This is a genomic window from Catellatospora methionotrophica (genome assembly GCF_011297335.1).
Classification (GTDB): domain Bacteria; phylum Actinomycetota; class Actinomycetes; order Mycobacteriales; family Micromonosporaceae; genus Catellatospora; species Catellatospora methionotrophica.
The window spans coordinates 106,583-127,336 of sequence record NZ_JAAOTJ010000013.1; the positions used below are offsets into that span (position 1 = coordinate 106,583).

Below are 20,754 nucleotides of genomic sequence, written 5' to 3' on the forward strand. Positions count from 1 at the left end.
GGATCAGCCACAACGCACGGACCCGGCCGCGCTGACCTGGGGAGGTTGACGGGCGCGGCCGGATCACTCTGATCACACCGCCTGCCACGCGTCCGGTCAAGTCCTCCGGACGTACGGGCCCTGCTGTCCGGAGCGCTCGCCCGCCCCGCTCACCGGTGGTCTCGGTGCTGCGTCCGGCACGTCCGGCCGCCCGCTCAACGGGTGTTCACGTAGGCCCACGCCTGGCTGACCACGTTGATGCCGAAGCTGTACCGCAGTGTGGTGAGCAGCACGGCGGCCACGAACACCAGCCCGGCCAGCCCGATCAGCACGCGGACCAGCAGCGACTGGCGCGTGACCCACCCGGTCCAGCCGCGCACCTTGTCCTTGGTGAACTGCAGCAGGTGGCGTGCCCACACGAACTCGATCGCCCAGATCGCCAGACCGCCGATCACGATCAGCCAGCCCGGCCCCGGCAGCGGGATGAGCAGGATCCCGATCGCGACCACGACCGCGCCCAGCACCCCGATGATCACTTTGAGCGCTACTGCCCCGGTCGGATTAGCCCGAACGGTCTGATGCGCTATCCGTGCCCGGTCCCGCCAGGAGCTGGAGCCCTGAGGAAAGTCCGGTTTGTCGCTCATCTCCCCACCCTTGTCAGCCATGTCGCCAGGGTCGCGGAATCACCCGTCACCAACCCCGATGACTGGACGTTACCGGAGTGTGTCGACGGTCCTGGCCGGCATCGCATATCAGCAATACCGGCAAAAGCACGGCATCTTACTCCCTGTAGGTAGGTCCGTGCCCCCGTAATCATCGATCTTCCCGCTATCGGGTGAGATCGAACGATGACGGAGCGTATAGGGGAGGGTCACCTTGAGTATGGGAGGGGCGGGGCGGTCAAGCTCCGCCGCAGTGCCGGGGGGAGTACGTCCATGAGTGCTATCCGTCCTACGACCGTCGAGGTCGAGACATCGTTGCGGCTGGTCGCGCCCGACGCGACCTCGCTTCCGGTGCGGGCGAGTCTTCGCTACGACCCGGTCGACCCGTACGCGGTGCATGTGCTCTTCCATGCCGAGTCTGCCGGTGGCGAGGCGGTGAGCTGGTCGTTCGCCCGAGAACTGCTGGTCACCGGACTCGACGAACCGGCCGGCATCGGCGACGTGCGGGTCTGGCCCTGGGCCACCCCGCGCGGAGACTTCGTCGCGCTCGCCCTGTCGTCACCCGACGGCAACGCGCTCTTCGAAGTACCGCGAAGCGTGCTCGTACGCTTCCTGCGCCGCACCTACGTCGTGGTTCCCCGCGGTCGCGAGACCGACCACCTCGACGTCGACGCGGCGGTCAACCGGCTGCTCGCCGGACGATGATCAACTGCTGACCAGCGGCGGTCAGCAGGATGATCACTCCCTTGAGCTAGGCGAACTCCGGCCGGACACCCGGTCAGCACTCCGACGAGGTGCTCACGTTGAGCACCTCGTCTCGTGCTGTCCGGGTGTTTTGTCGGACTCGACACGCGGGAGGGGTACCGAGATGCGTCAGCCGCCCCGGGTGCTGTAGAGTTCCATCTCGTTGCGGGCGATTGGCGCAGCGGGAGCGCGCTTCCTTCACACGGAAGAGGTCACTGGTTCGATCCCAGTATCGCCCACCAATACAATACGGACATTTCGCCGTATCGAAGTCCCGGCCCTATGGGCTGGGACTTCGCTCGTTGATGGTGTCGATAGGTCGATGTGCCCGACCCTCACAGCGGCGCAGCCGACCTGCCGACAGCTGACTTTCAGACCCTCTACGACCCCACCCGAACCCGTCTCACGGAGGCCTGATCGACGAAAGCGGAGTCCCTGGTCTCGAGGGTGTCTTGGAATGACTCACCTCGAAACCGGAACTCCGCTTTTCTCAATCGCGCGACACGTCACCCTGACAACCAACGCCGCTCTAACCGAGCGGCGTTGGGACTAGCGCAGCGCGTTCACCGGCGACCCGAGTACAGCTGCGTCACGTGCTCGGCGCTGAGCTCGTAGCCGTATAGCCGGAAGTCGTCGATCAGTCCGTCGAACCGAGGGTCGCCCCAGCTCGTTCCGCCGATGAAGTTGGCCGTGGTGGTGCCTCCTACGCCCACGTTGCCGATGCCGATGGGAAAGTTGGTACGGGTGCCCTGGAGCACGCCGTTGAAGTAGATCTTGCCGGTAGAGCCGTTCATCGTGAACACCACATGGGTCCACTGGTTGAGCGGCAGGTCCCGGCCGGAGCCGAGCGTGAGGCGCTCCTGCGCCGGGTTTCCCGCCGCTTTGAAGGTGGCCCCGAAGCCGGTGGTTCCGCTGTTCGTGCCCGACTGGAGCAGGAAGAACGTGTCCGTGCTGCTGCCGATCTGCAGCAGTGGCACCCAGTTCGGGAGGGTGTCCGGACGCGCCCAGAAGGACACCGCGAACTGGTTGGTCAGTCCGGCCTGGATGTTGTCGGGCAGCCTGACCTGGTTGCCGGAGCTCGCGGCGCCGCCCGGCAGGTTCACCGCGCTGCCGAACCGACCGGCCGCCCAGGACGTCGCACCCTGCAGCGCGGCCGCACCGATCGACGCCTTCGCGCCCGAGTTCCCGGCGGCGGTGCCGGTGTTCTCGTTGAAGGTGTAGCGCACGGCGCTGCCCTCGTTGTACATCGCCGTCACCTGCGAACCGTTCAGCGCCGACGACGTGTACACCCGGACGTCGTCGATCAGCCCGTCGAAGGCGGCGTCGCCGTAGCCGTTGCGGCCCAGCCAGTTGTTGGCCGTCGAGCCGATGCCGGTCATGGTGACGGTCAGGTCGGAACGGCTCGCGATCGCCGCGCCGTTGAGGTACAGCGTGCCGGTCGAGCCCTGCCGGGTGAACGCGACGTGGTTCCACTGGTTGGCGACCACGTCCCGGACGGGATTGGCGTACACCCGCTCCTCGGGACCGGTCTTCGCCTTGAAGCTGGCGGCGAGTCCGGTGTTGCCGCTGACCTGGGTCTGCATCTGGATGTGGAAGTAGCTCCCGGTGCCGCCGAGGCCGTCACCGATGTGGAACATGCTGGTCCAGTTGCTCTTGGTGTCGGGACGCACCCAGAACCCGACGGTGAAGTTCGCCGCGTTCTGCAGCAGGTTGTCCGGCAGGTCGACCGCGTTGGCGGTGCTGCCGCCGGGCAGGTTGACCGCCTTGCCGAGGATGCCGTTGGTTGACCAGCCGGTGGTCCCGGTCAGCACGGCCGAGCCGATGCTGCCGAGGCTGCCGGAGTTGGCGCCGACGGTGCCGGTGCCCTCCTCGAACTCATAGCGGACCGGGACACCGGCCGGGGGCGGCGGCGGTGAGCAGTCGGCGCTCAGCAGCCCGGCGGCGTAGGCGAGGCCGTTCTTCATCTGGGCCCGCATGTAGGCCTCGGAGTAGGCAGAGCCCTCGTGGCCCATCGCGGTGTACCAGGACCGGCCGGAGTCGATCTTCTGGCACCAGGTGATCGGGTGGGGGGAACCGTTGGCGCCACCGCCGTAGGACGACTCGTCGGCCTCGATCAGGGTGCGGACGTTGGGTGCGGGGTTGACCACCCAGTCGTACCATTCGTCGCTGCGGGTGATCGAGGCGGTCACGCCCTGGGTCAGCGGGTGGCTGGTGTCCGGCACGAACACGCGACCGGGCCGAACGCCGGGGTTCTCCGGATGTCCCTCGGAGACGGCGCCGACGAGGCGGTAGTAGAACGGGTTGACGTCGTGCTCGCTCTGCCCGACCGACCAGCCGGCGTAGTGCATGCCCATGTAGCCGCCGCCACCGCGGATGTAGGCCTCCAGGGCGGAGCGCTGGGCCGCGTCGAACAGCACGCCACCGGTCTGCGCGAAGACCACGGCGTCCTTGGTGGCGAGGTTCACGGTGGTGAAGGCTGCGGGGTCCTCGGTCTCCTGGATGTCCACCGGCAGGTTGTACTGCGTGCCGAGCTGGGTGGCCAGGTCACGCACGGCCTGCCGGGCCTGCACGTGGGAGGCGTGGAAATTGGACTTGTAGAACAGCAGTACGGCGAGCCGACCGTCGTCGCCGGGTGCCGCGAGGGCTGCGGTGGGGGCGGCGATGGAGGCCGTCGTCCCGGCGACCAGCGCCAGCGCGACGAACGCCGGGGCGAACACCCGCCATCGAACGGCACGTGCGAGGACGGGGAGCGGGGAGTACCGGGGCACCTTCATGAGACGTCCTTTGGGGTTCGGCATGGCGGATACCACCACCGGAGGGATTGAACGTAAACACTTCTTAACACAAGTAAGTGAACCTCGTCCATATACTCGAACATCACTGCGACAGGTTCGTATATGTGAATCGAATCCCGAATCCGTATTGCGGGAGGCGTGCCCCGCACCGGCCGATGGAGTCACGACCCGGGCGGTCTCACCGGCGCGGTAGTGTTCGTGCCTTCATGTGAACTCCTTGGTGTTGAGGTCGGTTCCGCCACGCAGCGCCCTGCTCATGGAGCAGCAGCACGCTCCAGCGGCGTACGCGTCGTGGCCGGGGCCGGGGCCGGTTGTCTGCGTCAGCCGGACGGCAGGCCCGGCAGCTGCCGCGCGATCGTGGGTGACCCGCCCGGCCATGACCGTGGCGGCGACGGGGACCTGCGCGAGGTCGTGCGATCGACGTCGTTGTTTGGGTCGTGTGGCCCCTCCGACACCAATACACGGCACGCCGGGCACCGACGGACTACATTCGCCGGGATCGCACCGCGGTGACGGTCACAACCGGCCCCTGAGCTCGGGGACGCGGTTCGGATTGTTCGGGGCATGGTCGACCCATACAATGCGGACATATGGCCGTTTGAAGTCCAAGCTCGTTGAGCTGGGACTTCGTCCGTTCTTCGGGTCCGGTAAGTGGCTATAGCGTTGCAACGCCCGATTAGCTCAGCGCGAACCACTGCTGCAGCCAAAGCGAGATGGCCCGGCTAGACGAAGCAATTGACCTCCTTGCTGCCAGTGGTGGCAACCTGGCAGCAAGGAGGGCTGTTGAGTTCGGCTGCTCTGCAGGTGCCGTGGAGCTCGTGCGTGTGGGGACTCCGAAGGCGTCAGTCGGTAGCGACGGGGTGACCAGTTGTACGAACTCAGTGGGCAACCGTGCTGCGTGTAATCCACCATTTCGCCCCGCTCGGCGGTTGTTGGGAGGGCGACGACAAGCTATCGCCGGTCCTACGCTCGCATGATGGGGTTCTCGATCAAGCTAGCGCCGGGTGTGCGGATCCGCGCGTCGTCCCGAGGTATCCGTACGAGCGTGGGACCGCGGATCGCGCGGGTTCACGTTGGTGCGGGACGTACCGGCGTCTCCACGGGTCTTGGCCCGGTCGGGTTCTACACGTCGCTGGGCGGCGGCCGCCGGCGAGGGGGAGGCACCAGCAGCGGGGTCTCTGCGGCAGCCGGCTATCAGCGACAGCTCGCGGCTCAGCAACGGCATGCAGTCCAGGTTGAGCGCGCCGATCGGGCGCGTGGTCTGGCTGACGCGTTCCTGCGCATCCTCAACCTGCACCGTGCCGATTTCACTCCCGCGGCACGTCCTGTGGCGCCAGCACCGCAGCAGCCGAACCGCGCAGCGATCTACGTTCACTACGAGAAGCATGCGCTGGCCGGGCTGAGCATCTTCCAACGTGCTGAGCGCACTCAGGCCAAGCAACGCGCGGCGGGGTGGACAGAAGCAGAAGTGCAGCGGCTGTGGACAGCAGCCTGCGAACAGCGGGCACAGGTGCAGCAGTACTTCGACCACCGGTGGCACCTGCTCACCACGAACGATCCCGACGTCGTCCTCGAGACGCTCAACCTAGCGTTCGAGGACAACGAAGCCCCCACGCTAGCCCTGGGCGTTACCGGAGCGGACACCTCGATCGTGATCCTGGCACCGTCGGTCGACCAGGTGGTGCCCGAGCAGATGCCCACGACTACCCAGGCAGGGAACCTCTCGTTCAAGAAGCTTCCTCAACGCGACCGCGCCGACTACTACAAGGTGTTCGTGTGCGGGCAGATGCTGGTCACTGTACGAGAGGCGTTCGCCGTGGCACCGGCGCTGACGACGGCCCGTGTTGCGGTGTTGAGGAATGACGGGGACGACGCCTACGGCAGGCCGCGGGCCGTGGCGATCATGGCGGCCACGTTCCAGAAGGCCGCGCTAGCTGGCGTGCAGTGGCAGACCACGGACGCGGGCAGGATTGTCAACGACGTCTCCGCGGACCGAATCTTCAACGAGCGCGGCCGCAGTGGAGAACTCGCGCCGATCAATCTGGCAGCTGAGCCCGACCTGGCGCTCCTGGTCGCCGCAGTTGACATCGACGAGCTCGCAGGCGAGTAGATCTACCTGATCCCGGCTTGATGGGCCGCCTTCAATGCGGGGTTGCCCGGCGGGATCCTGCCTCCGGCGGCCCGGAGGCAGCAGCCCACAGGTTCGCGTGGTGCGTGGCGGTTACTCGTCGAGCTCGGCATAGGTCCGCAACGCCGCGTAAGTCGTCGGAAGTCCGTGCTGGCGCAGCGGGCCCTCGGGGCCTGACGTGCCGAATACGTGCGGGTTCTCCGTGAGCCAGATGACCACGGCCCGCTGCGCTGGGGCCAGTTCCTGGAAGGTGCGGCCGTGGTCCGGCTCCATCCGGGGGAAGGCGCGGTTCAGGACCACGTTGAAGTGGTTGTGCCAGTTCGACGTGGGCTGCTTGGCCAGTACGGCGGCGACGTGTTCCGCGCGTACCGCTTCGGCTACCGGCCGGGCGACGCGGTCGAGCATCGTGAGCGCCAGATCGCCGCGTCGGGCACCCCAGACGGTCTGGCCGGTGTCCTGGCCCCTGATGGCCGCCCAGCCGCGGAGTTCGGCCACTGCCGTGTCCGGCACGTCCTCCAAGGCAAGGTGCGCCCAGGCCACGGCAGCCGACCATCTCAGGTGCGGATCGGTGGTACGCAGGTGCGTGTCAAACAGGTCTGATACAGGCTGGGTGAGCGTGCCGCCGAGCAGGCCGACGGCGACCAGTGCTGCTCCAGCGATCTGTTCCGGCTGCTGATTGTCCGAGGTGATCGCGAGCAGGCGGGGGCGGATCGAGGTGATCTCCTCGGGGAACCAGGCCAGGGCGTGGATCGCCTCGCCGGCCACCTCGGCGTCCAGGTCGTCCAGGCAGTCCAGCAGCACCGGGACGCTGGCCCGGACGGCGTCGTACGCGGCCAGCTCGTGCCGGGTTTCCAATGCGCGCCGTTCCGGCTTGCTGAGCGGGATCGGCTGCCGCTGCCCTGTGCTGACGATGTCGTACCATTCCTTCATCGCCTGCGACCAGCTCTGCCAGGTCTGGTCGGGAACCTGGGCCATGGTGTCGCGCATCGCGGCTATCGGGAAGCCGGTCGCGGCGTGGTGGTGCCCGTATCCGACGGCGAGGCTGGCGAGCAGCCGGATCAGCTCTTGCCGGTCCGGCGTCGTCGAGTCGGCCACCAGCTCCAGCAGGAACGGGACGGCGTACGCGCTGGCCTCGTATCGGCTGCCCTGGTGGAAGATGTTGCCGTACAGCTCGGTCATCGCCTCGCCGCGGACATCGGCATCAGATGACCGCAGGGCGCCGATAAGGTCGGGCACGTCCTCGGCGCTTCCGTACGCGTGCGTCAGCGACGCCCAGTCAATGCTGCTCAGATCAAGTTGCACGTGGCGGATTCTGCACGATGCGAGCCGGGCGCGGTGCACCACGCCGGGGACTTCCGAATTCGGACGGATGCTGGAGAGTGGGCCGCGTGGCGGTAGCAGCGGGTGGCACGAGTGGTGTTCGCTGGGCGTTCATCAACGCATTCCGGTCGGGCCGATCCGTCGGGCTCGAACCGGCGCTACGAACACGGCCGTGCCGTGAGCTGTTGGAATACGGTTCGGATTCTGCCGGGTATGGTCCGCCAGCTCAAAGGGCACATCCGGTAGCCGGATGTGCCCTTTCTCATTGCCGAGTGACTAACTGAGTGACTAAGCCTCTCCGCTCGTGCTCATCGCTGTCCGCTTCGGCGAAAATCTCATCCATGGCTGTCGCTCCGCTGAGCAGCATCGGGCGGAGTTGGTGGCGGTAGACCGCTTCGGTTACCCGCGTGCCCGCGTGGCCGCACAGTTCGGCGATGTCCTCCAGGCGCATCCCGCTGTCTGACAGCAGCGACACGAAGCTGTGCCGTAGCTGGCGCGGTGTCCAGTCGGTGTGGGCCAGTCCGACGGCCTTCGCCACGCGGCGGAAGGCGCGGCGGACGTTGGCCGCGTCCAGGGCGGTGCCGACGCTGGAGGTGAAGACCAGGCCGGTATAGCGCCAGGTGTCGCCTGCGTGCTGGCGGGCCTGGTCCTGCTGGCGCTTGTGGCGGGCGAGGGCGTCGGTGCCGCGTCGGGGCAGCGCTGGGGGTGGCGTGACTTCCTGGTCTTGGTGTCGCCACCAGCGCGGACCGACCGCCACACGTGGATGCATGGAGGTGCGGCGGCCGGTCTAGTTCGACGTGATCCCACGTCAGCGCGCGCAGTTCCTCTGTTCGGCCACCGACCAGCAGTGAGATCACGATGTAGGCGCACAGCGGGCTCTCCTCGGCAGCCCTGAGTAGCGCCTTGGCCTGGTCAAGGTTGAGGGACTTCGACGTACGGCCGGGTAGCCCCTTCGGGATGCCGGACAGCGTCACATCGTTGCGCTTCACCTTGTCGCGTGCCATAGCGCGGTGACCGCGCGGTTGAGGCATTCGTGCAGACGGGCGAACGGTGCTGCTGCTGAGTATGGCGGCCTTGGCCTACGTGGTGAGCGTACGGCCGCGCGGGATCGTGCCGTCGTCTCCTGCGATGGGTGTGTGACATTCGGGGGTCTGGCTCCGTCTTTCCTGGTATGAGAGAGCATCTACCGGGCCGGGGAGGTCACGATCGCCACGACCATGGCAGACCTGTTCCGGGCCCACTGGGGCGCGGTCTACGGGTACGTCAGCCGGCGGACCGGGGACCGCGCGCTGGCCGAGGAACTGAGCCAGGAGACGTTCGCGCGGGCGGCGGCGGCGTTCCTGGGGTGGCGGGGCGAGTCCACGCTGCCGTGGCTGCTGGCCATCGCGCGCAACGTCGTTGTCGACCATCACCGCCGGGGGCGGCCGCTGGTCGCGATCGAGGAGTCGCTGCTGCCGCCGATCGAGTTCCCGGATACGGCGATCGAGGTCCGGGATCTGCTGCGCCGGCTGCCCGAAACCGGCCGACGCCTGCTGGAACTGGTCTACCTGGACGGATTCAGCCACGCCGAGGTGGCCGCGATGACGGGCCAGTCGCCGGCGGCCGTGCGCACCGCGGTCTGGCGGGCACGGGACACGCTGCGGGAACTCGCCCGGCAGGGATACGCCGATGAACGCTGAGCAGGTGACCGACATCCCGGAGTTCGACGAGTGGGCCGTGCGGCGGGCGATGCGCCGGGCCGTGTGGAGAGGGCTACTGCGTACCGCCGCGATCGTCACAGCCGCGCTGACCTCGCTGATGGTGCTGGTCACGCTCGTGTCGTTCGGCGTCAGCGGGGTACGCGGCCGCAGCTTCTTCGGCTTCGCGTACTACGGCACCAGGCTGGCGCATCCCGAGTTGGAGATGAAGCAGGACGGTAACTGCTGCGCCGCGGGGCCGCTGTTCGGGTTGACGAACCTGGGCCTGGCCAACGAGATGACGCTGCGTTTCCGGCCGCTCGGTGCGCTCAACCACGTGGGCACCACGACGGTCGTGGTCGAGGGGGACGTCAGCGGCGAGATCCACGCCAGCATCGACTCGTCGGACACTCCGCTGATCGGCGGGCTGGCCCGGGGACGGCCGACCCTGTCCGCAACCGCCGCGTACCTGCAGAAGCTGCCGGAACCGATGATCGCCTCGGCGCTGATCGAGTTCGACGGGCCGCTGTCGGTGGAGGCGTACGAGCTGTTCTTCGACAAGTACGTTTCGGTGTTCGAGGTGCCGAACCGTAGCGCGCCGGTGTTCCTGTCCGATCCGTACCACGAGGGCACTGGCATTGGCGTGCCGGTCTCCTGGTCGAGCACGGGCTTCGGTGAGCTGAGGGAATGGGCGGCGGGGCTGTCCTCCGCCGACGACGCGCAGCTCAACCGTATCGGCGCGCCGTCCTCGGATGTGATCAAGAAGGCGGCCGATGCGGGCATGGTCTATGCGTTCGTCGTGCCGAGGATGCCGCTGTCGCTGGCCCGGACCCTGGTGGCGACGACCGGGGTGCGCAGTGTCAACGTCCTCGACACCGCCTTCGACCAGGACTGGCAGACCCGCCGCGGTTAGGCGTCGTCTCACGGCAAGCCGGTCGCTGTGCCCGGGCAAGGCGGCGTTCCTGCCACCGTGAGGCCTCGACCCATCCCGACCGCGGGACCGGTGCCACACCCCGCAACCGCCGGGGTGTGGCACCGCAAGTCCAGATGGCAGCCCTACGGTCTTCGTCGACGCGGTGCGGCGTGACGCTGCCGGCGTTCACCGGAGTTGTTTCTTGCCGGGGTCGGTCTTGGCGAATGCTTGTCGGCTGTGTACCAGTAGCTCGCGCATCATCGGGCTGCGCGTGCTCCTCCAGACCAGGGCGAGCAGAGCGGGTGTTGGTACGTCGTCGATGGTGATGGCGGTAAGCCGGTCGCGGTGGCGTGCGGCCATGGAGTCGCTGAGGATGGCGACGGCGAGTCCGCGGGTGGCGAGATCGGCGATGGCGTCGGCGGCGCTGGCCTGCAGCGCGATGACCGGTTGCATGCTCTGTGCCGCGCAGGCCTGGTCGAACACGGTGCGCAGGCCGGTGCCGGGTGGCATGCACACGAGGGGGTAGGCGCCTACGTCACGCAGGTTCACCCGCCGCTTCCTGGTCAAGGGGTGCCCGGCCGGAACGGCCGCGACGAGCCGTTCGCTGATGATCGTCAGTGCGTCCAGACCGTCGGGGGTGGCGGTCGCCGTGCCGATGAGGGCGAGGTCGAGCGCGCCGGCACGTACTGCCTCGACGAGCCGGTCGGAGTTGTCCTCCAGCAGCGAGATCTCCACCCCGGGATGCGCCCGGTGGAATGCGGCGAGGGCGTCGAACAGCGGGGTGACGGTGCAGCCGATGACCATCCCGATGGTGAGCCGACCCCGGATCAGATCGGTGACCTCGCCCACTGCCTGGCTGACCGCTCCCGCGGCGGCGAGCGCAGCGCGGGCGTGTTCGAGTGCGGCCTTTCCCGCGACGGTGAGCGTGGCGGCGCGCGTCGAGCGGTCGAACAGTTCGGCGCCGAGTTCCCGTTCCAGCTGGCGGATCTGGGCGCTGACGCCGGATTGGCTGATGTGCACCCGCTCGGCCGCCCGGGTGAAGTTCTGCTCCTCGGCGACCATGACGAAGTATTCCAGCTGCCTCAATTCCATGACTGGAGATTCTAGCTAGCAGTAGAACCATCTGTTGGACTTCTGATCGGCGTGCGGTGACGCTGGGAGACGACCAAGTCTGACCCAGGAGGAACCCATGCCGGAGTACGAGAAGGCCGTGCGGCCCGAAGACCTCACCCGCTTGTTCGTCGAACGATCCAATGCCGGTGACGCGGCCGGAGTCGCCGCACTTTACGAAGAGCACGCGGTGATGGCGTACCCGCCCGGCGGCCAGACGGTAGGGCGGGAGGCGATCCGCGCGCTGTGGGAGAGGGTGCTGGTCAACCGTCCCCGCTTCGAGCCGGAACAGCCGCTGCCGACCTTGCTGAGCGGCGACATCGCCCTCACCTCGACCCCGCCGAGGGACGGGGCCGGCGCCCGCGCGCAGGTCGTCCGGCGCCAACCTGACGGAACCTGGCTTCGCGTACTCGACCAGCCCGAGTTCATCCCCTCCACCCGCTGAAGCCGCCGCCTCCACCACGAGAAACACAGGTATCGACATGCGCAGGTGGCTGCCCCTGCTGACGGTTTGTCTGGGCACGTTCATGCTGCTGATCGACGTCACGATCGTGAACGTGGCCCTGCCGGACATGGTCGGGGACCTGGGCGCGTCCTTCGGGGCGCTGCAATGGGTCATCGACGCCTACGCCCTCGCGCTGGCCGCACTGGTGCTCGGCGCTGGGTCGGTAGCCGACCTCGTCGGGCACCGCCGCGTCTACATCGCCGGACTCGCGATCTTCGCGATCTCATCACTGATATGCGGACTCGCACCCGACCCTGGCGTGCTGATCACCGCACGCACCCTGCAGGGCATCGGCGCGGCCGCCATGTTCGCGACCACGTTCGCTCTGCTCAACAGCGCCTACGCGGGCCGCGACCGCGGGAGTGCCTACGGCATCTGGGGCGCGGTGGCCGGTGCCTCGGCCGCGGTGGGCCCGATCCTCGGCGGACTGCTCACCGAGGGCGTCTCCTGGCGCTGGATCTTCTTCGTCAACCTACCGGTCAGCGCCATCGCGATCGTGCTGTGCGCCACGACCCTCGCCCGCGCCCACGGCGTGGCCCGCGGCAGGGTGGACATCGGTGGCATAACCAGCTTCACCGCCGCGGCAGGCTGCGCGACGTACGCCCTCATCCGCGCGAACGAAGACGGCTGGGCCCAGCCCGGAGTCTGGTGGCTGCTCCTACTGGCGGCGCTCGGCCTGGCCGCGTTCGCCGTACTACAGGCGCGCTCGCCGCACCCCATGCTCGACCTCGCGCTGCTGCGCAACCGCGCGTTCGTCGCAGTGCTGCTCGCCGGACTCCTGCTGACGTTCGCAGCATTCGCCACATTCACCTACACCTCGATCTGGCTGCAGTCGGTGGTGGGGCTGAGCCCGCTCGAGGCGGGGCTCACCGGCCTGCCGATGTCGATCACGGCGTTCGCCGTCTCGGCAGGACTCGGGCGCGTGCTGCACGGCCGGCGACCAGATCTGGTGATCGGCGCGGGCCTGCTGTTCATCGGCCTCGGCGGCCTGCTCACCGCTGCGCTCATGCGCGGTCCCGCCAGTTGGCCGGCGCTGATCCCGGGCTTCGCTCTGATCGGCATCGGCGTCGGTATGGCGACGCCGATCCTCGGCTCGGTCTCCATGTCCCTCGTGCCCGCCGAACGCGGCGGCATGGCCGCCGGCGCGGTCAACACCACCCGCCAGCTCGGCTTCGCGTTCGGCATCGCCGTGCTGGGCAGCGTCTTCACCGCTCGAGCACAGAGCACCCTGGCCGGAGTCGGCATCCCGGACCCCGCGCACGTCGCTCACGCCATCGCCGGCGGACGCACGCCCGGCCTGCTGCAAGCTGCCCCGCCAAGCGGGCGACAGCTCTTTGACAATGCGGCGCACGTCGCGGCGGTAGCCGGCGTCCAGGCGACGTTCGCCGTCGCCGGAGCCGTAGGCATCCTCGCCGGCCTGCTCGTCATCATCCTGATGCGACCGACCGGCGGGCACCGCCCGGTGGGAAGCAGCACGCCCGCCCCCGTCAGCGTCGACGCAACAGCGGGCTGACCAGCCGCAGAGCGGGGCGCTCGACAGCCTTGTGCGCGCTTCTTGTCGACCTGATACATCAGCAGCCGTGGTGCCTGGTCGATCGCCGCGACCAGCTATCAAACGATCTGTGCGCAGGGTGCGCTGATCCGGATCAGAGTCCGTGCAGGGTGCGGGCTAACAGGTCGATGGCGGCCGGGTAGCTCGCCCGGCTCGCGGTGCCATACCCGATGATCAGGCCTTGGGCGGCGGCCGGGTCCGGTTGGTGCCAGTGCGGTCCCAGCGTCCCCACGGCCAGTCCGCGTGCGCCGGCGCTCGCCACCACGGCAGCCTCGTCGGGGCTGCCCGGCGGCAGGCCCAGCAGCGCGTGCATCCCGGCGGCGATGCCGTGCAACTGGTGGTGTCGGCCGAGCCGCTCGATCAGCAGGTCCCGGCGGCGGCGGTAGTTCAGGCGGCAGGAGCGGATGTGCCGGTCGTAGCCGTGCGTGGTGATCAGGTCGGCGAGGGCGAGCTGCCCGATCGACTCCGTGTGCAGATCGGCCAACCGCTTGGCCGCCGACACCGGCCCGACCAGGCGTTCGGGCAGGACCATCCAGGCCAGCCGCAGCGCCGGGCCGAGGGTCTTGGCCGCGGTGCCGACGTAGACGACGTGCTCCGGCGACATGGCCTGGAGCGCCCCGACGGGCTGCCGGTCGTAGCGGAACTCGCCGTCGTAGTCGTCTTCGATCACGATCGCGTCGTGCGTCCGCGCCCAGGCGACCGCGGTCCGGCGCCGGGCGGGGTGCAGGGTCATCCCTATCGGGTACTGGTGGGCCGGGGTCAGCACCGCTGCCCGCACCGGCAGGTCCGCGCCGCCCAGCAGGTCGGTACGGGCGCCCAGCTCGTCGACCGGCAGCGCGAGCACGTCCGCGCCCTGATGGCGGACCACCTCGCGGTGAAACCCCAGTCCCGGATCCTCCATCGCGATCGGACCGCCGACCGTCCGCGCCAGCAGCCCGAGCGCCTGGACGTACCCGGAGCAGATGATCATTCGTTCAGGGTCGGCCAGCACGCCTCGGGCGCGGCCCAGGTAGGCGGCCAGGGCGGCGCGCAGTTCGGGGCGGCCGCGCGGATCGCCGTAGTCGTACGCCGACACCGGTGCGGCGGCCAGGGCCCGCCGGACGGCCCGCAGCCACGCGTCGACCGGGAAGGTGCCCACCTCGGGACTGCCGGGGCGCAGATCGAAACGCGGGGCGGTGGCCGGGGCGGGGGTCGCGGCGGGTGCCGGGCGCGGCGGCGCACCCGCCACCTCGGTGCCCGAGCCGACCCGGGCGCTGAGATAGCCCTCGGCGGTGAGCTGCTCATACGCGGCGGCGACGGTGTTGCGGGCCAGGTTCAGTCCGGCCGCCAGCGCCCGGGTCGAGGGCAGCCGGGTCTGCGGGCCCAGCCGTCCGGACCGGATCGCCTCGCGTAGTGCCCGTTCCAGCGCCTGCCGGCGGCCGCCCGCCGCTTCGAGGTCCAGATGCAGGTCGATGGAAATGGCCCACTCGATGCTCATACAAGTGGACCTTAGTAGGGAGCCATTTACCTCGTAGCGTCATGGTCATGACCGACACGTACACCGAGATCCCCGTCCGCCTCGCCGTCGGGACGCTCGCCCCGCACATCAACAAGGCCATGAACGCCCTCGACACCGCCTCCCGCGAGGTCAGCCTGGAGGCCGGGCTGCTGGAGCTGGTCCGGGCCCGCGCCTCCCAGCTCAACGGCTGCGCGTACTGCGTGGACACCCACTCGCGCGACGCGGTCACCGGCGGCGAGGACCCGCGCCGGATGTACGCGCTGCCCGTGTGGCGCGAGACGCCGTTCTTCACCGGTCGCGAGCGGGCCGCCCTCGCCCTGACCGAGGCGATGACCCGCCTCACCGAGGCGCCGGTCGGCGACGGCGTCGTCGCCACGGCTGCCGAGCACTTCAGCGAGGTGGAGTTGGCCGAGCTGATGTGGACCATCACGGTCATCAACGCCTGGAACCGGCTCGGTGCCGCCGCCCGGCCCTGGCCGCTGTCGTGACGTCGCACGGTCGGTGGTCTCCCGCCGCCGAGCGCGGGCAGACCAGGGATCCCGCCGCCACGGTCAACCGGCACGCCGCGGTGCTGCGCGACCTGCACCGGCCCGGCGCGCCGCTGGTGTTGCCGAACGTATGGGACTGCTCCTCGGCGTACGCCATGGTGGCCGCCGGGCTGCCGGCCGTGGCCACCAGCAGCGCGGCGATCGCCGACAGCCTCGGCTACCGCGACGGCGAGGCGGCCCCGGTCGGGCAGATGCTCGACGCGGTCGCCCGGATCGCCGCCGCGGTAGGAGTCCCCGTTACCGCGGACCTGGAGCGCGGATACCAAATGAGCCCCGCCGAACTGGTCGAGCGCCTCGCCGCCACGGGGGCGGCGGGGTGCAACCTGGAGGACTCCGACCCGGGCACGGGTGAGCTCGTCGACGCCGGGCGGCAGGCCGACTTCCTGGCCGCCGTCCGGGCCGCCGCCCGGGAACGGGGCCTGGACCTGGTCCTCAACGCCCGGATCGACACGCACCTGCGCTCCGCCGGCGACGCGGTGTCGGTGCTGGACGACACCATCCGGCGCGCCCGGCGTTACCGCGAGGCCGGTGCCGACTGCGTCTACCCGATCGGGCTGTCGCGGTTGCCAGCGATCGCAGAGGTCGTCGCCGCAGCCGAGGCGCCGGTCAACATCCTGGCCCGGGGCGGTGCCGAGCCGGGCAGGCTGGCCGCGCTCGGGGTCGCCCGCGTCAGCTTCGGCCCGTACCTGTACCGCGCCGCCCGCGACCACCTCGACGAGCTCATCGCCGGGTATCTCGCGGACGCCGAGCCGGCGCCCCGGCAATCGACAGAGTCGATCGACGAAGGAGAATCACGATGACAGACCTCTCGCCCGCCACGAGCGCCGGGTTCCACCCAGCCGACGCGGCCGAGGGCGTGACGATGACCACGGGCAGCATCGCCCGGTTCGTCGCACCGGGCGGGGCCACCCAGGGCCGGTTCGGCCTGTTCGAGTGGGTGTCGGCGCCCCGCACCGGCGGAACCGACGCGCACCTGCACAAGACGTTCTCGGAGTCGTTCTACGTCACTGCCGGAGCGCTGACCCTCTACGACGGCACCAAGTGGATCACCGCGCGCAGCGGCGACTTCCTGCATGTGCCCGAGGGGGTGGCGCACGGTTTCCGCAACGACACCGACGAGACCGCCTCGATGCTGGTGCTGTTCGCGCCCGCGCCGCCCCGGGAAAAGTTCTTCCGGGAGCTGGCCGAGATCGGCGCGTCAGGGCGCACCCTCACCGAGGACGAGTGGATTGACTTCTGGGCCCGGCACGACCAGTACCAGGTCAAGCTTGGGTGAGTCCCGATCAGGGCACGTGGGTGACGCCCTCGGCGGCCACGACCCGTCGACCGCGTCCCGGTGGAGATTCAGCGACGACCACCTTGGCGGCTCCGGCCGCCAGCTCACCGGGTCGCGTGCCGGGCCACGTCCAACAGCAGGCGGTTGAGACACGACAAGGGCTGCTCGCTCCGAACGGCGAGCTGCTCGGCCTCCTCGACCGGCTGCCGGAATCCCGTCACCGGGAGCGCGACCTAGATGCTTGTCATCGCGTGCCGGTCTTCGTCGAACCGCTATCGTGCGTCGATGCGATCGATTCGGTGGATGGCGACCGCTCTGGCCGTCGGTGTGGCGCTGGGCACCGGTGCGGCTCTGGTGAACAACGTGCCGATCTTCCTCGGCGAGGTGCATGAGAGCCGCGAGAATCGGAGTGGCTGGTCACAGACGGCAGAGTTCCTGAGCCTGATCCTCGACTCGGGATGGGCATGGGCCGCGGTCGCCGTGGCCGCTGGTTGGCTGGTGAGCAAGGGCCTCCGGTCACCCGCGTCGGCCCTGCTCGTGGGAGCACTGGGCGGGTGTATCGCACTCCTGGGCGCGACGCTGGTCTACTCGATCCTGGAGACGCTGTTCCAACATGTCACCCTGGGCGTACGGACACTGCTCTTCTGGCTCGTCCTGAGCGTGGTGCTGGGACTGCCCCTCGGGGCGGTGGGAGCCGCGATTCGGCGGCCGGGCTGGGTGGGCGCCCTCGCGGCCCTTGTCGTTCCCCTTGGTGCAGCGCTCGGCGTGGTCGTGGACGCCCCTGCGGCGGAGAGCCCTGCGGCGGGGGTGGTCAAGCTGTTGGTATGGGCCGTCGCTGCGACGGCCGCGGTCATCGTGGTGACATGTGCCGTTCGCGCTCGGCGGAGCGGTACTGGCCGCGCTGGTTCGACGGTCTGACGGTGCCGATGCGCTGGTGTCCGAGTGCAGCCGGATGCCGGCCTGGCGGCGGCGTTCCGTCCAGGACCAGCGGTGGACCCTGGCCCGGGTGTCGGCGCTGATCTCCACGATGTTCCGTTTCCTTGGTAAAGCTTGGGCCTGTCGAGTCGTGAGTACAACCTGGGCGATACAGGGCCGTATGCACCCTGGCGGGAAGCAATCGCCGCAAAGGGCAGGCAACCGCACAGGAGATGACGCCTCTGTCAGGGCGCGTGCTCGACTGCGCTGTCGTTGAGGAGTGCACCGCGCCGGCGTCCGACGACGTCTCCGGTGGCGGATGGCGTGCGCGAGCCATCCCGGTGGCGGCGACTGAAGCGTCGCGGCGCGGGTATGCGGCGGTCATGAACAAGCACGCGGTGGCGTACGGACCCGTCGGTGTCGTCGGCGGAGCAGTGGCCGAGGCGGGCGTGGACCGTAGCGGAGCACCTGGCGTCACCTCGCCCGGCGGCCGCCGGCCGGACTGAGCGTCCGTACGGCGGAGTCCGTGCCTCCCGGCCGGTGGCGCGGGCTCTGCCGTACGGCATCGTGCCGGGGTGCCGCCTCGCCACCACCACTCGATCTACCAGCGACGGGCCGTCGCGCCGACCGCACGGCAGGCACCGCCGGGGTGCCGTTCGACCCATGACAGCCAGCCGGGACGGGCTGGCGGAAGGAACATGATCATGCCATCCATGTGTCGCACAGGAGCGCGTCGATGACCCAGGACGAGATGCCGCGCAGCCGGTGGCGGCCCAGCCTGGTGCTGGATTGGTACGCCCGCATCGTGGTCGCGCTGCGCTGGCCCATCGTCGCCGGGTGGCTGGCGGCCACCGCCGCCGCGATGATCTACCTGCCGCCGCTCGGGCAGGGCGGCAGCGACCTCGGCCAGCTCGTGTCGGTGAACAACCCCGCGGTGCAGAGTGAGGTCCGCTCCTTCGACAAGTTCGGCTTCCCGCTGCTCAGCCGGGTCTCGATCGTCCAGCGCGACCCGAACGGACTGTCCCCGGCGGTGCAGGCCGAAGCGCTGCAACGCGCCAAGGCGCTCAGCGACGGCACGCTGCCCGACGCCGGGCCGATCCTGGCCGCGATCCCGGTGACCAACAGCCTGCAGCTGCTGCCCGGCTCGCGGGAGAACGGCACCACCGTCATCACCATGCTGTTCACCAGTCCCGAGGTCAGCTTCGCCAGCCAGCTCAAGGCCGCCCAGGACTTCGCGGCCAGACACTACGACGCCGACGACCACGTGGTCGGCGTGACCGGCTCGGTGCCGGCCCGCGTCGAGCAGGGCGACATCGTCCTGTCCCACCTGCCATGGCTGGAGGCGATCACCATCGCCGCGGTGTTCATCATCGTGGCGTTCGCGTTCCGGTCCCTGATCGCACCGCTGCTGGCGCTGGCCGTCGCCGGGGTCGCCATCATGCTCACCATGCACGTCGGCGGCGAGCTGGCCGGCCGGTTCGGGGTGCCGGTGCCGCAGGAGACACAGCCGCTGCTGGTCGCGCTGCTGCTCGGCGTCGTCACCGACTACGTCGTGTTCTACCTGTCGGGAATGCGTACCCGGCTGGCCGCCGGTGAGGACCGCCTCGAAGCCGCGCGCCAGGCCGGAGCCCGGTTCACCCCGATCATCGCCACCGCCGGCGCCACCGCCGCGGCGGGCACCGGTGCCCTGATCGTGGCGGACTCGGCCGCGTTCAGAGCCTTCGGGCCCGGTATGGCCCTGGCCGTGCTCATCGGCATGCTCGTGTCCGTCACGCTCGTGCCCGCGCTGCTGGCCATCGTCGGCCACCGTGCGCTGGGTCGCTCGGGCCGCCCGCGAGACGACGACGGGCAGGTCGACCCGGAGCACACCGGTGGCCGCTGGGCTCGGCTGCTGACCCGGCCCTGGGTGGCGCTGCCGGTGCTGCTGCTGTGTACGGGCGGCCTGGTCGCGGCTGCCCTGCCCGCCCGGCACATGGCCCTGGGCGTGTCGTTCGTCGAAGCGCTGCCCGCCGACCATCCGGCCCGGCAGGCCGCCGACGCGGCCGAAGCCGGTTTCTCCGCCGGCATCCTGTCACCCACCGAGGTGCTGCTGGAAGGCGACGGCGTCGCCGGACGCACCGAGCAGCTGACCCGACTGCAGGAGGCGCTGGCCAAGCGGCCCGGCATCGCCGCGGTCATGGGGCCCGGCGACAAGCTCGTGCCCTCCGACCTCAAGGTGTTCCAGGCCGCCGACGGCAGCGCGGCACGTTACCTGCTCATCCTGGCCGACGAGCCGCTCGGCGCGACCGCGGTGCAGACCCTGACGCGGCTGGAGGACGAGCTTCCCGGCCTGCTCCAGGCGGCACAGCTCGACGGGGTACGGACCAGCGTCGGCGGCGACACCGCCGTGGCCCAGGTCATCGTCGACCAGACCGTGTCCGACCTGGGCCGGATCGCGCTCGCGGCACTGGCGGCGAACCTGCTGTTCCTCATGCTCTACCTGCGTGCGCTGTGGGCGCCGCTGGCGCTGCTGGCCTGTAGCGTCCTGGCCATCGGCGCGACGCTCGGGGTCACCACCTGGCTGTTCCAGGACCATCTGGACGCCGACGGGCTGACGTTCTACGTGCCGTTCGCGGCTGCCGTGCTGCTCGTGGCACTGGGGTCGGACTACAACATCTTCGGCATCGGCCCTGCCTGGAACGAGGCCCGCCGCAGGCCGCTGCGGGAGGCGCTGGCGATGACCCTGCCGCAGTCGGCGCGAGCGATCCGGGTGGCGGCGTTCACCCTGGCGGTGAGCTTCGGGCTGCTGGCGATCGTGCCGCTGCGGCCGTTCCGGGAGCTGGCGTTCGCCCTGGCCGTGGGCATCCTGATCGACGCGTTCGTGGTCCGCTCCATCCTGGCCCCGGCGTTGCTGACGGTCATGGAGGCGGTCGGTGGTGAAGCAGGCATGAAGCGGATGCGCAAGATCGTCCACGTACGCCGTCCAGAACCAGAGCCCGCAGGGCCTGGCAGCGGCATCGGCACGGCTGACGATCCTGCCGTGCCCGTGGCCGCCCCGCCTGCGGAGAAAGCGGTGCCTGCTCAGCGTGCGCGGGCGGCCGATGTGTCGGAGTCGGCCTCCGACTAGGGCTTTCCCGACGTCACGGGGTGATGG

General features: G+C 69.6%; 17 protein-coding genes, 1 tRNA gene and 1 pseudogene. 13 read left to right on the plus strand and 6 right to left on the minus strand.

The annotated features are described in order from the left end of the window. Nucleotides 1-194: 194 nt before the first annotated feature. On the minus strand, nt 195-623 hold the full coding sequence (locus tag HAV40_RS25640; RefSeq protein WP_166385534.1) for a TIGR02611 family protein: 429 nt from the start codon (nt 621-623) through the stop codon (nt 195-197). 291 nt (nt 624-914) lie between these two features. Between HAV40_RS25640 and HAV40_RS25645 the strand changes: the two genes are divergently transcribed. Then, nucleotides 915-1,346, plus strand: coding sequence for an SsgA family sporulation/cell division regulator (locus HAV40_RS25645; RefSeq protein WP_120318938.1), 432 nt, complete (start codon nt 915-917; stop codon nt 1,344-1,346). Between the two features lie 206 nt (nt 1,347-1,552). After that, nucleotides 1,553-1,627: transfer RNA gene (locus HAV40_RS25650), tRNA-Val, on the plus strand. 321 nt (nt 1,628-1,948) lie between these two features. Here HAV40_RS25650 and HAV40_RS25655 read toward each other — a convergent pair. Further along, nucleotides 1,949-4,159, minus strand: a complete 2,211-nt coding sequence (locus HAV40_RS25655; protein WP_166385536.1) for a LamG-like jellyroll fold domain-containing protein — start codon at nt 4,157-4,159, stop codon at nt 1,949-1,951. Between the two features lie 997 nt (nt 4,160-5,156). Here HAV40_RS25655 and HAV40_RS25660 point away from each other — a divergent pair. Beyond that, nucleotides 5,157-6,290, plus strand: a complete 1,134-nt coding sequence (locus tag HAV40_RS25660; protein WP_166385538.1) for a DUF4236 domain-containing protein — start codon at nt 5,157-5,159, stop codon at nt 6,288-6,290. Between the two features lie 111 nt (nt 6,291-6,401). Here HAV40_RS25660 and HAV40_RS25665 read toward each other — a convergent pair whose 3' ends face one another. Both HAV40_RS25665 and HAV40_RS25670 read right to left on the minus strand, forming a co-directional pair. Beyond that, nucleotides 6,402-7,610, minus strand: coding sequence for a hypothetical protein (locus tag HAV40_RS25665; protein WP_166385540.1), 1,209 nt, complete (start codon nt 7,608-7,610; stop codon nt 6,402-6,404). 280 nt (nt 7,611-7,890) lie between these two features. After that, nucleotides 7,891-8,667: pseudogene (locus HAV40_RS25670) on the minus strand (site-specific integrase); the annotation flags it as partial. Nucleotides 8,668-8,845: 178 nt separating this feature from the next. Here HAV40_RS25670 and HAV40_RS25675 point away from each other — a divergent pair. After that, the gene (locus tag HAV40_RS25675; protein ID WP_166385541.1) at nt 8,846-9,307 is read left to right on the plus strand and encodes an RNA polymerase sigma factor; all 462 of its coding nucleotides are present in this window, start codon (nt 8,846-8,848) and stop codon (nt 9,305-9,307) included. Further along, nucleotides 9,297-10,217 (plus strand): hypothetical protein, encoded by a 921-nt coding sequence (locus HAV40_RS25680; protein WP_166385543.1) that lies wholly within the window; start codon nt 9,297-9,299, stop codon nt 10,215-10,217. Before HAV40_RS25675 ends, HAV40_RS25680 begins: the two co-directional genes overlap by 11 nt. A 186-nt stretch (nt 10,218-10,403) precedes the next feature. Here HAV40_RS25680 and HAV40_RS25685 read toward each other — a convergent pair whose 3' ends face one another. Continuing rightward, nucleotides 10,404-11,309, minus strand: a complete 906-nt coding sequence (locus HAV40_RS25685; RefSeq protein WP_166385545.1) for a LysR family transcriptional regulator — start codon at nt 11,307-11,309, stop codon at nt 10,404-10,406. 118 nt (nt 11,310-11,427) lie between these two features. On the opposite strand from HAV40_RS25685, the gene HAV40_RS25690 reads away from it, so the two are divergent. Together HAV40_RS25690 and HAV40_RS25695 are read left to right on the plus strand one after the other, a co-directional pair. Next, entirely contained in the window at nt 11,428-11,772 is a 345-nt protein-coding gene (locus HAV40_RS25690) for a YybH family protein (protein ID WP_203671598.1), read from the plus strand. Between the two features lie 37 nt (nt 11,773-11,809). Beyond that, complete coding sequence (locus tag HAV40_RS25695; protein ID WP_166385549.1) at nt 11,810-13,345, plus strand: MFS transporter; 1,536 nt, start codon at nt 11,810-11,812, stop codon at nt 13,343-13,345. A 133-nt stretch (nt 13,346-13,478) separates the two neighbouring features. On the opposite strand, the gene pdxR is transcribed toward HAV40_RS25695, so the two are convergent. After that, on the minus strand, nt 13,479-14,861 hold the full coding sequence (gene pdxR / locus HAV40_RS25700; RefSeq protein WP_166385551.1) for a MocR-like pyridoxine biosynthesis transcription factor PdxR: 1,383 nt from the start codon (nt 14,859-14,861) through the stop codon (nt 13,479-13,481). Between the two features lie 47 nt (nt 14,862-14,908). Here pdxR and HAV40_RS25705 point away from each other — a divergent pair, with 47 nt between their 5' ends. From HAV40_RS25705 to HAV40_RS25725, 6 genes are all read left to right on the plus strand, one after another. Next, nucleotides 14,909-15,370, plus strand: coding sequence for a carboxymuconolactone decarboxylase family protein (locus HAV40_RS25705; RefSeq protein ID WP_166385553.1), 462 nt, complete (start codon nt 14,909-14,911; stop codon nt 15,368-15,370). Beyond that, a complete protein-coding gene (locus HAV40_RS25710; protein WP_166385555.1) occupies nt 15,367-16,230 on the plus strand; it encodes an isocitrate lyase/PEP mutase family protein in 864 nt (287 codons plus the stop codon). The genes HAV40_RS25705 and HAV40_RS25710 overlap by 4 nt, the downstream gene beginning before the upstream one ends. Then, nucleotides 16,227-16,706, plus strand: a complete 480-nt coding sequence (locus HAV40_RS25715; RefSeq protein ID WP_166385557.1) for a cupin domain-containing protein — start codon at nt 16,227-16,229, stop codon at nt 16,704-16,706. The genes HAV40_RS25710 and HAV40_RS25715 overlap by 4 nt, the downstream gene beginning before the upstream one ends. A gap of 285 nt (nt 16,707-16,991) precedes the next feature. Then, nucleotides 16,992-17,624, plus strand: coding sequence for a DUF6518 family protein (locus HAV40_RS25720; protein ID WP_166385559.1), 633 nt, complete (start codon nt 16,992-16,994; stop codon nt 17,622-17,624). Nucleotides 17,625-18,004: 380 nt separating this feature from the next. Then, nucleotides 18,005-18,127, plus strand: coding sequence for a hypothetical protein (locus tag HAV40_RS38975; protein WP_275413494.1), 123 nt, complete (start codon nt 18,005-18,007; stop codon nt 18,125-18,127). 230 nt (nt 18,128-18,357) lie between these two features. After that, on the plus strand, nt 18,358-20,727 hold the full coding sequence (locus HAV40_RS25725; protein ID WP_166385561.1) for an MMPL family transporter: 2,370 nt from the start codon (nt 18,358-18,360) through the stop codon (nt 20,725-20,727). The last annotated feature ends 27 nt before the right edge of the window (nt 20,728-20,754 follow it).